This is a genomic window from Cryptosporangium aurantiacum, from assembly GCF_900143005.1.
GTDB lineage: Bacteria > Actinomycetota > Actinomycetes > Mycobacteriales > Cryptosporangiaceae > Cryptosporangium > Cryptosporangium aurantiacum.
The window spans coordinates 12,932-26,399 of record NZ_FRCS01000007.1; the positions used below are offsets into that span (position 1 = coordinate 12,932).

At 72.3% G+C, this 13,468-nt stretch carries 13 protein-coding genes; 5 read left to right on the top strand and 8 right to left on the bottom strand.

Annotated elements, in window-relative coordinates; translation table 11 throughout:
• Positions 1-20: 20 nt before the first annotated feature.
• From BUB75_RS22865 to BUB75_RS22885, 5 genes are all read right to left on the bottom strand, one after another.
• Positions 21-1,721, bottom strand: coding sequence for an alpha/beta fold hydrolase (locus BUB75_RS22865; RefSeq protein WP_073259840.1), 1,701 nt, complete (start codon positions 1,719-1,721; stop codon positions 21-23).
• Entirely contained in the window at positions 1,718-2,299 is a 582-nt protein-coding gene (locus BUB75_RS22870) for a TetR/AcrR family transcriptional regulator (RefSeq protein WP_073259841.1), read from the bottom strand. The genes BUB75_RS22865 and BUB75_RS22870 overlap by 4 nt, the downstream gene beginning before the upstream one ends.
• 132 nt (positions 2,300-2,431) lie before the next feature.
• Positions 2,432-3,109, bottom strand: coding sequence for a hypothetical protein (locus tag BUB75_RS22875; RefSeq protein ID WP_143175359.1), 678 nt, complete (start codon positions 3,107-3,109; stop codon positions 2,432-2,434).
• Positions 3,110-3,139: 30 nt separating this feature from the next.
• Positions 3,140-3,826, bottom strand: coding sequence for an SMI1/KNR4 family protein (locus BUB75_RS22880; RefSeq protein ID WP_073259843.1), 687 nt, complete (start codon positions 3,824-3,826; stop codon positions 3,140-3,142).
• Between the two features lie 76 nt (positions 3,827-3,902).
• Positions 3,903-5,384 (bottom strand): alpha/beta hydrolase, encoded by a 1,482-nt coding sequence (locus BUB75_RS22885; protein ID WP_143175360.1) that lies wholly within the window; start codon positions 5,382-5,384, stop codon positions 3,903-3,905.
• 144 nt (positions 5,385-5,528) lie between these two features.
• On the opposite strand from BUB75_RS22885, the gene BUB75_RS22890 reads away from it, so the two are divergent.
• A complete protein-coding gene (locus BUB75_RS22890; RefSeq protein WP_084741666.1) occupies positions 5,529-6,740 on the top strand; it encodes a lipase family protein in 1,212 nt (403 codons plus the stop codon).
• Positions 6,741-6,777: 37 nt separating this feature from the next.
• Here the strand turns inward: BUB75_RS22890 and BUB75_RS22895 are convergent, their stop codons facing one another.
• Positions 6,778-7,722, bottom strand: coding sequence for an intradiol ring-cleavage dioxygenase (locus BUB75_RS22895; protein ID WP_073259844.1), 945 nt, complete (start codon positions 7,720-7,722; stop codon positions 6,778-6,780).
• A 99-nt stretch (positions 7,723-7,821) separates the two neighbouring features.
• Positions 7,822-8,649, bottom strand: coding sequence for an AraC family transcriptional regulator (locus tag BUB75_RS22900; RefSeq protein WP_073259845.1), 828 nt, complete (start codon positions 8,647-8,649; stop codon positions 7,822-7,824).
• Between the two features lie 105 nt (positions 8,650-8,754).
• Between BUB75_RS22900 and BUB75_RS22905 the strand changes: the two genes are divergently transcribed.
• Together BUB75_RS22905 and BUB75_RS22910 are read left to right on the top strand one after the other, a co-directional pair.
• Complete coding sequence (locus BUB75_RS22905) at positions 8,755-10,020, top strand: amidohydrolase family protein (protein WP_073259846.1); 1,266 nt, start codon at positions 8,755-8,757, stop codon at positions 10,018-10,020.
• A gap of 194 nt (positions 10,021-10,214) precedes the next feature.
• The gene (locus tag BUB75_RS22910) at positions 10,215-10,613 is read left to right on the top strand and encodes an ATP-binding protein (protein WP_073259847.1); all 399 of its coding nucleotides are present in this window, start codon (positions 10,215-10,217) and stop codon (positions 10,611-10,613) included.
• Here the strand turns inward: BUB75_RS22910 and BUB75_RS22915 are convergent.
• Entirely contained in the window at positions 10,610-11,536 is a 927-nt protein-coding gene (locus tag BUB75_RS22915) for a LysR family transcriptional regulator (protein ID WP_143175361.1), read from the bottom strand. The two genes, BUB75_RS22910 and BUB75_RS22915, sit on opposite strands and share 4 nt — an antisense overlap.
• 81 nt (positions 11,537-11,617) lie before the next feature.
• Between BUB75_RS22915 and BUB75_RS22920 the strand changes: the two genes are divergently transcribed.
• Positions 11,618-12,655, top strand: a complete 1,038-nt coding sequence (locus BUB75_RS22920; RefSeq protein ID WP_073259849.1) for a fumarylacetoacetate hydrolase family protein — start codon at positions 11,618-11,620, stop codon at positions 12,653-12,655.
• Positions 12,652-13,449, top strand: a complete 798-nt coding sequence (locus tag BUB75_RS22925) for an SDR family NAD(P)-dependent oxidoreductase (protein ID WP_073259850.1) — start codon at positions 12,652-12,654, stop codon at positions 13,447-13,449. The genes BUB75_RS22920 and BUB75_RS22925 overlap by 4 nt, the downstream gene beginning before the upstream one ends.
• Positions 13,450-13,468 lie beyond the last annotated feature (19 nt).

Here is a 13,468-nt window from a genome sequence, read left to right on the forward strand (position 1 = left end):
GGCGCCGAGCCTCCGGGCGATCAACGACGGACGGCGCGGGCGACGGCGTCCGGATGGGTCAGCTGAGGATGGTGGCCGGCACCGTCCAGAATCGTGACCACCGCACGGGGCGGCGGATCGAACCCGAGCGGATCCTCCGCACCGACGATCAGGTGCACCCGGCCCGGGTAGCTCTTCAGCGCCTCCCGTAGCTCCGCCCGTCGCTCCGGCCGCGCCGAGGAGGCCAGGAGCCGCGCGACGGTTGGGGCACTGCTGCGGCGGAGGTCCTCCACACTCGACCGGAGCGTCGCCGCGAGCGCGGTGGACCCGGTGAGCCGCTCGGACAGCTGCTCCGGCGTCACCCGGCGCAAGCGGCGGCTCGTCACGGCCGCCCCGGACGACGCCTGCAGGAAGAACGGCGCCACCAGCGTCAGCTGCTCGACGGCGTCGGGGTGGGCGGCCGCGGCTTCGACGGCGGCCGCCGCACCGATCGAGTGGCCCACCAGGTGCCGGACGCCCTCGCCGGTCACCAGCGCGGCCAGCAACGCAGGCCAGTCGGCCTCGGATCCGGGGCTCAACCCGAGACCGGGCAGGTCGACGGCGCGGGCGTCACCCAGCTCCGCGACGGCCGGCGCCCACGTGTCGGCGTTGAGCGGTAGCCCGGGGAGTACCACCGTGGGCGCGCCGGGGTCACCCAGTTCGAACGTCCGGACGCCGCCCGGCGCGGTGAAGCGGCGGTTCGCCGGGGGTGCGCCGCCGAAACGGTGCGCGGCCAGGTGATCCGCCCAGCCGAGGATCGTCGGGACGGTGTCCGGTTCGGTCAGCCCGTGCCGGGCGGCGAACGCGCGAGCGGAGTCGGTGGGGTAACGGTCGGCGGAGAGGAACGACAGCGTCTCCGGGTCGGCCCGGGTGAACCGCCGGGGGAGACGCCGGAGCACCGCGACCGGGATCCGCACGCGCGGCGCCGCGACCCGGTAGTGCTCCGCGACGAGCTTCAGCAGGTCGGGCAGCGCGGGCGTGGCGTCGTCGAGCAGCCAGTAGGCCGCGCCCTCGGCGTCCGCGTCGGTGGGCAGCAGCGTCATGAACCGGGCCAGGTGGTCGGCCGCGACCACCGGGACGAACGTCCGCGCGTTGCCCGGTGAGGCCGGGACCGCGCCCCACCAGAGGCCGCGCAGCGTGGCGGCCAGCCCGAGGTACTGGTCGCTCTCGCCGATCACGGTGGCCGGGTTGACCACGGTCCAGGGCACACCGTGCTGTTCTGCGGTGGCGCGGAACACCGCGTCCCCCTCGAGTTTGGACGCTTCGTAGGCGCCGAGCGTCCGGTAGGCGGTCGGCAGGTCGAGGTTGTCCTGACCGCCCACGCGATACCCGGAGACGTGGACGACGCGCCGCAGGCGCGGAAGCCGGGCGGCGAACTCCACCACCGCGCGGACGCTCTCGACGTTGGCGCGTCGTGCCTCGTCCGCAGACATGCCGAACCGGTAGGCGCCGGCGCACTGGTAGATCTCGGTGACGTCGTCGCAGTCGCCGTCGACCAGGCGCGGGTCGGTGAAGTCGACCCGCAGGTCACGCGGGGCCGGCGAGTGGTCGTGCTCGGCCAGCCACCCGGCCAGCCGGGCGGACGACGCGGCGCTGCGTCCGGCCGTGCTCACCCGGACGCCGTCCCGGCCCAGCGCGAGCACGACGTGGCGGCCGACCAGCCCGGTCGCGCCGAACACCAGCGCGTGCCGGTCGGCGCTCACGGCGTGCCGTCCACGAGGATGCCGACGGCCTGCGCGGCGTAGTCGAGCGGCTGGGTGGAGCGTTGCGCCCGGGACACGATGACGGCTCCTTCGATCAGGCTGACGACGGCGGTGGCGGTCGCGTGCGCGGCCGGGGCGGAACGCCCGTGCGCGACGAGATGCGCGGCCAGCGGATCGATCCACGACGCGAACGCGTTCGCGCAGGCGGTGCGTAGCCGCTCGCTCTGCCCGCCCATCTCGAGCGTCACGACGGAGACCGGGCAGCCGAGCTCGTAGTCGCTCTCGACGAGGATCCCGGCGAGCGCCTCGATGAACCGGCGCACCGCGGCGCCGGGCGTCGCGGCGCCCGGCGTCACCTCGGCGGCGAGCGCGGCCAACTGCGCGGCCGCCAGCTCGACGGCCTTCTCGCCGAGCGCCTCCTTGCCGTCGGGGAAGTGGAAGTAGAGCGAGCCCTTGGGGGCTCCGGCGTGCTGCACGACCGTGTTGAGGCCGGTGCCGCTGTAGCCGTGCCGCTGGATGAGGTCGAGCATCGATTCGGTCAGCCGGGCGCTGGTCCGGGCTCCTTTGGTGTCTGCCACTCGTTCAAAATAGACCGGTCTATATATTCAGTCAACTAGCGGGTCGTCCGGCGGTCGAAGAGCCGACGGGACCGTCAGGAGCGGCGGATGAGGATGTCGCCGAAACCGGTGCGGGCCCGCACCTCGGCGCGGTCAGCGGTAGGGAACCATCGGGACCGGGGGCGGCACGTACGGCGGCGGTACGTAGGGCTGCGTGGGAACGCTCGGCGTGTACGAGTCGTCGTCGCCGGAGTCGGACTCCTCGATTCTCACGCGGGTGTCCCGGCGCGCCCACGCCCCCGGCTCGACGATCGTGAGCGCGTGCCGACCGGCCCGGTAGGTGTCCTTGACCGATCCCCGCCGGCCCGGCTCGAGGGTCAGCACCGGACGGCCCTCGAGGCACGTGCCGGTCTCGCCCGCACACACCCGCAGGCGTTCTCCCGAGCCGTTCCACACGCTGAATCCACCCACGAACGTGTAGTCCGGCCGGTGAAACCCCAATATGGTCACGTCGATCGTGTTGTACCGCCTCCAGAGCGGCACCGTGCAGAGCACGAGGGCCACCACCGTGACCGCCGCTACCGGCAGCAAGGGCGGCTTCGCTCGGAACGGCCGCTCTCTCCTGGTCCACCAGACGGCCAGGACGAGTAGGGCCACGACACCCGCACCGGACACCCCGACGTAGTCCGGGGTCAGTGGCGAGCGCTGGTCGGACCGTCCGCCGAGGACCGCCATCATTCCGCCGATGGCCGTGGCGAGGAAGGCCACCAGCACCGCCGGCACCACCACGAGAACGACGACCGCTCTCCGCCCCGCTCGCGACCGTTTCACCCCGAAAGTCTAGGGCGACGCGTACCGCAGTTACGCTCCCGGCGACTCGTCGCCGTGGATCAGCCGGCGGAACGTCGCGTACTCCGCGCGGACCAGCTCCGCGAACGACGCGTGTCGTCCGTGCGTCCCCGCTGCCCAGTTCGCGAGGAAGTATCCGGCCCACTCGCCGTCCGGGCCGACGTCGGACGGGTCGAGCAGCAGCACCGCGCTATCCCCGTCGCCGCTGACCTGGAGTGCACGGGCCATCAAACGCGGCGGCGCATCGGGAGACCACTCCTCGGCGCCGTCGTCGTAGAAGTCGTCCTCGTCCCAGTCGGGCAGATCCTCCGGATCGATGCCCTCCTCCTCCAGCGTGCGCTGCCAGAGTCCGGTCTCCCGCGGGACGAACTTGTCCGCGTCCCAGGCCTCCAGCCAGGCTGGGCTCACCTCCCGGAACCAGCCCACCCGGGCGCTCGGCAGCAGCTCCCAGATGAACGGGCTGAACGCGCGCCACCCGTCGCTCACGGCGAGGAACGCACGGTAGGACGGTGGTAGGCGGACCCCGAGACGTTCCTCTGCCGCGGCGATCGACTCTTCGGAGGCCGGCTCGTACCCCAGCCACCCGGACGCCGCGACGCGCGGCGGCCACGGTGGGGGCCGGTGTTCCGACTCCGGAACAGCCAGCCACTCCGCGCTCCACTGCCGCAGGAAGCGCGTCCATTCCTCGGGTTCGTCCACAGGCACCTCCGCCGGCGTCGCGCGTCAGACTGCCAGGCGGTGGACGCGAGAGCGGTGGACTTCGGCGGATCCGTCCTCAGACGACGACCGGGAGCGCGGTCGCGACCGGCCAGGCCACCAGCAGTGAGCCGACGAGCGCGATCGCCCAGTACGGCACCGCGAACCGGTGCAGCACCGCACTCCAGACCGCCTGCCAGGCCAGCAGCACCGCGAGCAACGGGACGACGAGCAGCACGAACCCCGGTGCCAGACCGACGAGCGCGGCACCGGTCAGCGCGACCGTCACGACCGCCGACACCGCGAGCAGGCCGACGCTGTTGCCGCCGGTGAGCCGCTCGGACCCGTACGCGAGGAGCGCGAAACCCGCCCATACGAGGGCGAGGAGCCACCAGCGCGGCCCGGTGGGCACCGCATGAGTGACGCCGACGTGCAGCGGCACCGCGACCGCCACCGCCGCGTACGCCACCAGCACCAGCACGGCCACGCCCACCCGAACCCGCCCCGACCGGCCCGCCGCCCCGCCCGACGCGGCCGACCCGGCGCCGCGGACGCGGGTCCAGACGAGCATCACCCCACCGGCCACCAGCGTGAACCCGACCACGTACCCGCCCACGGCCAGCGGCAGGCGCGTCGTCGGCAGAATCGGCGCCACCAGCGCAGCCACTGCCGCAGCCCCCGCTGCGACACCCAACACCCGCCCGAACCGCGGCACCACGGCCGGCGGCCACGATCCAGAAACTCCGCCCAACAGCAGCCGGCTCAGCGGATACACCCCGATCAGCAGCGCCAGCAGCAACAGCCCCGCCCCGGCGACCCCGCGCAGCGGCGAGGGCGCCACCCCACCACCCCCGTCGAGCCAGCGTCCGATCTCCCGGTGCGCGCGCGGCGCGTACAGGATCGAGATGTGCTCGACCGCGGGCACGACGACCACCGCATCCCCGCCGTTCCGCGCCGCCTCGTCCGCCGCGTCGCGGAAGCCGGCGAATTCCAGGCCGCCGACCAGCAGCAACAACCGCTCCGGACGGCCCGGCGCCACATCGGACGCCTCCGGGAGCGAGATCGCGACCGTGGCTGTGATGCCGGGGTGCCCCGCCGCGTACCGGGTCACCGCGCCCGCCCCCATCGAGTGACCGACCAGCGCGATCCGCGCCGGGTCGACGCCCGGCAGTCCGCGCAGGTGTGCCACGGCGACGTCGAGGTCGCGCTGCCTGGCGGCCTCGGCGGCGTCCGCATCGGACGGGAGCCCCCGCTCGTGGGCGCCGTGCCCGGAGAAGTCGAGCAGCACGACGACAAAACCGCGCGCGGCGAGCGTGTCACCGATCGGCGCCATCAGCCGCGCCGACCCCGCGAACCCGTGCGCGACGACCACCCCGGGCCGCCGCCCGGCTGCGGTGGCCGGCCGGACGACGTCCAACGGAACGCCGTCGACAACCGTATGACGGCGGAGGACGTCACCACCCGCGCCCGCCACCAGCCAGACGCCCGCACCGGCCAGCAGTACCGCGACCACCGCGACCAGCACCGGCGCGCGGGCCCGTAATCCCCGGGTGTTCAGCACCCGGCGACCGTACCGGGAGGCGGGTCAGGCTACTCGCCGGTACCGAGACCGGCAATCGGTTCTTTCTCTCGGTACTCCTCCGTACCGTTTGATCCCCGACCTGCGGGTTCTTCCGTGGGTGATGGACTCGACGAGGAGTTCTTCGTGACCAGGTTCCTCCGGACGTGGCGAGGCGCCGGAACGCTACTGGCAGCACTGGCGCTGGTGGCCGCGACGCTGCTCGCCCCGGTCGTCGCCAGGCCCGATCCGGCCGCCGCGGCACCCCCGCCTACGGGTCCGAGCGGCGACGCGTTCTACACCCCGCCGAACCCGTTACCGTCCGGTGCGGACGGTGACGTGATCTGGTGGCGGCAGCTACCCGACGACCTCATCAACAAGGGCTACCTGCTCCTGTACCGGTCGGAGTCGGCGCTCGGCGCACCGGTCGCGGTGTCCGGCCGGGTGCTGGTGCCGAAGGCGGCCTGGAGGGGCCCCGGCGTCCGGCCGATCGTGTCGGTCGCCAGCGGCACCCGCGGCATCGGCGACGGCTGCGCTCCGTCGAAGTGGCAGCCCGACTACGAGAAGCCGCTGTTCATCGACGCGATGCTGCGGCGCGGCTGGGCGGTGGCGATCACCGACTACGAGGGGCTCGGCACGCCCGGCACGCACCCGTACGTCGTCGGCCGGTCGGAGGGACGCGGTGTCATCGACGTCGTCCGCGCCGCCACCCGGCTGCCCGCCTCGGGTCTGCGGTCCGGCGGACCGATCGCGTTCGCCGGTTACTCGCAGGGCGGCGGTGGCGCGGCCTGGGCCGGTGAGCTGGCCCCGACCTATGCGCCGGAGCTGAACGTCGTCGGGATCTCCGCGGGCGGCACCCCCGCCGACCTCGACGTCGTCGCGAAGAGCCTGGACGGGACCCTCGGCTTCGGGTTCCTGCTGCTCGCGTCGCTCGGACTGAACGCGGCCTACCCGGAGCTGAACCTGCCCGCCTACCTCAACGAGAAGGGCAAACAGCTCTACGCGACCCAGCAGGGCGCGTGCGTCGACGCGGTGTTCGGCTACGCCTTCCAGCGCATCGCCGACTACACGACGTCCAACCCGCTGAGCACCCCGCAGTGGCAGGCGCGGCTGGCCGAGAACAAACTCGGGTCGGCTCCGCCGAGGGCGCCGGTCTACCTGTTCCACGGCACCCACGACGAGATCATCCCGCTCTCCCAAGCCCAGACGCTGCGCAGGCAGTACTGCGCAGCCGGGGTGAAGGTTCGCTGGGCCACGTTCGTCGGCGAGCACGTCACGACGCTGGTGGCGTCGGCTCCCGACGTGATCGGGTTCCTCACCGACCGGTTCGCCGGCAAGCCGGCGACGAGCAACTGCTGAGGTGAGCGGGCCCGGCCGCGGCCGGGCCCGTCAACGACTAATTACTGCTGGGGACGCCGCTCGGCGGCGGTCCGCTGGGCCGCGCACCACCGCTCGGCGGCGCACCTCCACCGCCGGACGGCTTGGTGCGCGTGTCGACGCCGACGCCGAGCTTCACCGTGTAGCCGCTGGTGACGTCCCCGGTCACCGTTCCGAGCTGGCTCGCACCACCGTCGTCGCCGAAGACGTTGTCGTTCTGCAGGCTGAGCTGCGCGAGGTTCGTGATCGAGGCCGAGTAGCCGGTCGTCGCGTACACCTTGTCGGACACGTCCTTGGGTAGCGCCACCTGGGACGTCGAGATCGCGTTCGTGCTCGCGGTGATGCTCGCCTGGTCGGGGTAGACCTCGAAGTGGATGTGCGGCCAGCGCCCGGTGTAGCAGGCCGGGAAGATGCTGGTGAACCGCACGACGCCGCTCGCGTCGGCGATCTGGACGCCGCGGAGGTAGTTCTGGTCGGTGACCCCGTCGGAGTACAGCGAGTACCGGCCCTCTCGGTCACAGTGCCAGACGTACACGGCCGTGCCGGCGAACGGCTTGCCGCCGTTGGCCAGGTCCGTGATCGTCAGCTCGAGCGTCATCGGCACCCCCTCGGCGGTGCCGGTCGCGTCGCCGAAGCTCGACCGGATGTCGCTGCGCACGATCCCGCTCTGCTGCAGCACGTTCGGCCCGTTGGAGCCGTCGCCCGGGTAGGGGCCCGCGGTCTCGTCCGGGATCTCGCCGGAGCTGGTCGTCGACGCGGACGCCTTCGTGTTCGTGCCGCCGTCGCTGCCGTCGCTGCAGGCGGCGAGGCCGAGTGCGGTGGCGCCGAGACCCATCATCAGCAGCGCCCGCCGCCGGCCCATCAACGTCCCGAGGTCGAAGCCGAGGCCCTGGTCGACCACCTCTTCGTTCGGACGGGGCAGTGGGCGCCCCTGATAGGTGGGCGTTACGTCACGGTGCTGCATCAAGGTCCTCCGATCGATCAACGATCACCCACTGTTGCTGGAGAAGCTCTCAGCGAACCGTGAAGTAGCTCGGAGACGGCTGTGAACCCAGGGTAGGCCTCAGCGTCCGACGTCCGACCGCACCCGGTGGCGGTACGACGTCGGCGTCTCACCGCAGTGCTGGCCGAACGCCCTGGCGAAAGCACTGACGTCGGCGAAGCCGACGGCCGCGGCGACCTCGCCCACCGAGTGACCGGGTGCGGCGAGCAGCGCCATCGCCCGCATCAGCCGCGCCCGCAACAGGTAGGCGCGCCACGACATGCCGACCGCGGCGGAGAACTGTCGCCGCAGCGTCCGCTCGGACACCGCGATCGCCCGGCAGACCTGGTCGACCGTGATCTCGTCCAGGTGTTCGCGGGTGTAGTCCATCGCCGCGGCCACGATCGGGTCCGACGAGTTGGGCAGGCTCAGCGGCGCCTCGTGCTCCAGCGCGTCGGACACCACGTGCCCCAGCGCGCGGTAGTAGTCGTCGGAGGCCGCGTCACCGTCCTCCCGGTCGATCGGCCAGCGCAGCGCGTAGAGCACCATCTCCCGGATCAGCCCCGACGCCGCCAGAATCCGCGCCCGATCACCGGGGCGTGGGACCAGCTCCGGCGCGAACATCACCGACACGGTCCGCACGTGCGCGTTCATCGTCGCCTGGTGCGTTAGCCCGGCCGGGATCCACGCGAACTGCTGCGGCGGTAGCAGATAGTGAGCGCTGGCGGTCTCGACCTCGACCACGCCGCTGACCGCGTATTCGATCTGGTGCATCTCGTGCGAGTGCCAGCCGGTGACCAAGCGGTCACCCTCGTAGAGATAGCTCCCCGCGAGCGCCCTGCCGCCACGGCGAATGTCGACGCTGGCCGTTTCTGCAGGATCTTTGGCCGATCGTGCACCGAGTCTCATCGGTTTCCAGCGTACAAACAGAGGAGGCCGCGTTCCGGCCGATCCCCGCTCTTCCCCGTAGCGGACAGCGGACCCCCTCACCACCGCACTCGCCGAGGAGCTCCCGTGCGCATCGACGATCTTGTCCTGCTGAGCATCGACGACCACGTCGTCGAGCCGCCCGACATGTTCACCCGCCACGTCCCGGCCAAGTGGGCCGAGTACGCGCCGCACGTCGTGGTCGACGAGCAGGGCGTCGACCACTGGATCTATCGCGGCAAGTCGACCGGCGTCACCGGCCTCAACGCGGTCGTCACCTGGCCACCGGAGGAGTGGGGCCTCAACCCGGCCGGGTTCGCCGAGATGCGGCCGGGCGTCTACGACATCCACGAGCGCGTCCGCGACATGGACCGCAACGGCATCCTCGGGTCGATGTGCTTCCCGACGTTCGCCGGGTTCAGCGCCCGCCACCTCAACCAGCTGCGGGACGACATCACGACGATCATGGTGGCGGCCTACAACGACTGGCACATCGACGAGTGGGCCGGCGCGTACCCCGATCGCTTCCTGGCGCTCGCGCTGATGCCGACGTGGAACCCCGAGGCCATGGTCAAGGAGGTCCACCGGGTGGCCAAGAAGGGTGCCCGCGCGATCACGATGCCGGAGCTGCCGCACCTCGAAGGCCTGCCCAGCTACCACGACATCGAGTACTGGGGCCCGGTCTTCAAGGCGCTGTCCGACACCGGCCTGGTGATGTGCTGCCACATCGGCACCGGTTTCGCCGCGCTCGACCTGGCGAAGGACGGGCCGATCGACAACCTCATGGTCCTCGCGCCCCAGATCTCCGGGATCTGCGCCCAGGACCTGCTCTGGGGCCCGGCGATGCGCTCCTACCCGGACCTCAAGTTCGCGTTCTCCGAGGGCGGCATCGGCTGGATCTCGATGTACCTGGACCGCAGCGACCGGCACTACACCAACCAGCGCTGGCTGCGCCGTGACTTCGGCGGCAAGCTGCCGAGCGAGGTGTTCCGCGAGCACTCGCTGGCCTGCTACGTCACCGACCCGACCGCGCTGAAGCTGCGCCACGAGATCGGCATCGAGAACATCGCCTGGGAGTGCGACTACCCGCACTCCGACTGCTTCTGGCCGGACGCGCCGGAGAAGGTGCTCGCCGAGCTCGAGGCCGCCGGCGCGGACGACTCCGACATCAACAAGATCACCTGGGAGAACAGCGCCCGGTTCTTCAACTGGGACCCGTTCGCGCTCACCCCGCGCGACCAGGCCACGGTCGGTGCGCTGCGCGCCAAGGCCACCGACGTCGACACCACGGTCCGCCCTCGCGCCGAGTGGCGTCGCCGCTACGAGGAGAAGCACGCGGTCTCCGCGTCCTGACCCCGGTGGCACGGCAGGCGCGTCCGACGGACGCGCCTGCCGCTTTTTGTTCCGCGACCGGTGGCGTCGAGAATCCGACGTCCCAGGCCGCGAGATTGTGCATGCGGACCGGCCGGAGCGGGCACAGACTACGCGCGACCCACCCGACGCCCCGGGTGCGTCACGGCGACGAACGACCTGACCGAGGCCCGCTCATGACCACCTCCAACGCCCGCATCGACCTGCCGCCCCTGCCCGGTTCCCCGGAGGCGGCGCGTCGCATCACCACCAGCCTGCTGACCGCCTGGGGAATCGCCGCAGAACACCACACCGACGTCGTCCTGCTGGTCAGCGAAGTCGTGTCGAACGCCGTCGAGCACGTCGGCGGGGAAGCGACGTTCGAACTCGAGCTCTCCCACTCCGGCGACTGGCTCCGGGTGGCGCTCACCGACGGTTCCTCGGTCCGCCCGATGGTGCGCGAACTCGACCAGCGAGCCGTCCGCGGGCGCGGCATGCAGCTCGTCGACCACATCGCCGACCGCTGGGGCACCGAGGACCACCACGGCGGCAAGACGGTCTGGTTCACCGTCCGCGTCACCGGCGGAGCCGACTAGGGCATCGCGACCTGGCGGCCGGCTTCGACCAGGAGGTCGCGCACCCAGGTGTGGAACGGATCGGCCCGGTACATCGGATGCCACCAGAACGCCTCGGCCACCGGCACCGCGTCGAACGGGCACGGGAGCACCCGCACGCCGGCCGCCGGCGCGATGCGCCGGGCGAGGTGTTCCTGCAGCAGCGCGACCCGCTGCGAACCGGCCACCAGGAACGGCATCTGCAGGAAGCCGTCGACCACGACGTCGATCCGCGGCTCCACGCCGAGCATGCGCAGCTGCTGCGCGGCCGGGGCGAACGCCGTCGGACGGTGGAACAGCACCACCCACGGCAGCTCGCCGAGGTGAGCCAGCGTCAGCTCGTCGCCGACCAGGTCGTTCTCCGGCGCGACCAGGCAGACCCAGCGGTCCTCGTAGAGGTCGGTGTGCGGCGTGTCGGTCAGGAAGCCGTGCGGGAGCAGGATCCCGTCCACGCTCCGCAGGGTGTCCGCCGCGTGGTCGACGGCCTCCGGCGTCGTCTGCACCAGGCGCAGGCGGACGCCGGGCCCCTGCCGGGACAGCAGGCCGGCCACGATCGGGCCGAGGACGGTGGCTGCGTAGTCGGACGTCACGATCGTCAGCTCGCGTTCGACGGTGGCCGGGTCGAAGTCCGTGCTGACGTCGAACACGCGCCGGACGCTCGCCAGCGCGGGCGGCGTCCGTGCGGCGAGCTGAATGGCGAGCGGCGTCAGCTCGTAGCGGTTGCCGATCCGGTGCAGCAGCTCGTCCCCGAAGTACCGCCGCAGGCGGGCGAGCGCCGCGCTCACCGCCGGCTGGCTGGTGCCGACCTGCTCGGCGGCGCGCGTGACGTTCCGCTCGCGGAGGAGCGCGTCGAGCGTCACCAGCAGGTTGAGGTCGAGGTTGACCAGCAGTCGGTCCGCGGTCACGGCGTCACCATAAGCAGTTTGAATGGCTGACATCAAGAGATCGGTCTTCCTGATGGTCGGCCGTTGCCCGACAGTGGATCGATGCGAATCGCCACCTACCTGCACGACGGCGTCCAGCGTGCCGGTCTCGTCGCAGACGACCTCGTGCACCCGTTCGCCGACGGCCTGGACGCGCGAGCGGTCGTCGCGCTGGGCCTGGACGCGGCACTCGCACTCGGCGCCGAGACCATCGCGCGCACGTCCGGCGTGCCGCTGGCGGACGTGCGGCTGCTGGCGCCGCTCGCCCCGGCGAGCGTCCGGGACTTCGTGGCGTTCGAGGAGCACGTCGAGGGCGTGCGGCGCAGCATCGACGGGACCGGCGGGGTGCCCGAGGCCTGGTACGACGCGCCGACGTTCTACTTCACGAACCCGCACACGATCCTCGGCCCGGGTGACGACGTGCCGTTCCCGGCCGACTCCGTCGCCCGGGACTTCGAGCTGGAGGTCGCGGTCGTGGTCGGTGCGGGCGGCCGAAACCTGTCGGTCGACGAGGCGCGGGACGCCGTTTTCGGTTACACCGTCCTCAACGACTGGTCGGCGCGCGACCTGCAGAGCCGCGAGATGAAGGTCAACCTCGGACCGGCCAAGGGCAAGGATTTCTCGACCACGCTCGGCCCGTGGATCGTCACCGCCGACGAGCTCGAGCCGTACCGCGACGCCGAGGGCTTCCTCGACCTGGCGTGCACGGCGTCCGTCAACGGTGAAGTTGTGGGCCGGGACCTGCTGTCGAACATGGGCTGGACGTTCGAGGCGATGATCGCGTACGCGTCCCGCAGCAGCCGGGTGGTCGCCGGTGACGTGCTGGGCTCTGGCACGGTCGGGAACGGCGGCTGCCTCGCGGAGCTGTGGGGACGCCGCGGACAGCAAGATCCGCCGCCGCTGCGGAACGGCGACGAGGTGACGCTGACCGTCGAGGGCATCGGCACGCTGACCAACCGGGTAGCGAGCGCGGAGCCCGCGCCCAGGCTGCCGCCGGTCCGCCGCCGCGACTCGGCGGCCGCACGCCGGGATGCGGCTGCGCTCCGGGAGGCGGGCGCACGCACGGAGGCGGCCGCACGCCGGGAGGCGGGCGCGCGATGACCGTCGTCGTCACCGGGGCCGGGTCGGGAATCGGTGCGGCGGTCGCCGCGACGGTCCGTGCGACCGGTGCGTCGGTGATCGGCCTGGACCTCGCGGCGGCCTCCGCCGACGGTGCGGGCTTGGCCGACGGTGCGGCCTGGGCCGACGGTGCGGCCTCCGTCGGCGCGGTGGCGTCCGACGTTCGGCAGTTCGACGTTCGGCAGTTCGACGTCACGGACGAGGCGGCCTGGGGTGCGCTCGCCGCCGAGCTCGGCACCGTGCACGGCCTGGTCAACTGCGCGGGCACCACCTGGCGGGCCCGGCTGGGCGACGTCACCCCGGACGCCTTCCGGCGCGTGCAGGACGTCAACGTGCTCGGCCCGCTGCTGGGGATCCAGGCGCTGGCGCCGCTGATGCCCGCCGGCGCGTCGATCGTCAACGTCGGGTCGCTCGCCGCCGTGCAGGGGCACTACCCGGTCGCGTACACGGCGAGCAAGTGGTCGCTGCGCGGCCTCACCCACGCCGCGTGCCTGGAGCTCGGCCCGCGCGGAATCCGGGTCAACATCGTCCACCCCGGTTTTGTCGAGACGCCGATGACCGCGTCGGCCGCGCCGGCGTTCCGGGACAGTGCCGTCGCCGAGACCCCGCTCGGCAGGCCCGGCCGCCCGGAGGAGGTGGCGGCCGTGGTGGCGTTCCTGCTCAGCGATGCCGCCTCGTTCGTCACCGGCGCGGAGATCCCGGTGGACGGTGGTGCGGGTTCGCACGGTGGCGCCAAGTCGGTCTCGGACGCCCTGCGCCCCTCCTACCGACCCTGAGAAGCTCGCTGTTCGAGCA

Excerpts from the sequence above, each read along its gene's own strand:
- BUB75_RS22925 (WP_073259850.1), top strand. The coding sequence starts at position 12,652 with ATGACCGTCGTCGTCACCGGGGCCGGGTCGGGAATCGGTGCGGCGGTC.
- BUB75_RS22895 (WP_073259844.1), bottom strand. The coding sequence starts at position 7,722 with ATGCAGCACCGTGACGTAACGCCCACCTATCAGGGGCGCCCACTGCCC.
- BUB75_RS22920 (WP_073259849.1), top strand. The coding sequence starts at position 11,618 with ATGCGAATCGCCACCTACCTGCACGACGGCGTCCAGCGTGCCGGTCTC.
- BUB75_RS22910 (WP_073259847.1), top strand. The coding sequence starts at position 10,215 with ATGACCACCTCCAACGCCCGCATCGACCTGCCGCCCCTGCCCGGTTCC.
- BUB75_RS22900 (WP_073259845.1), bottom strand. The coding sequence starts at position 8,649 with ATGAGACTCGGTGCACGATCGGCCAAAGATCCTGCAGAAACGGCCAGC.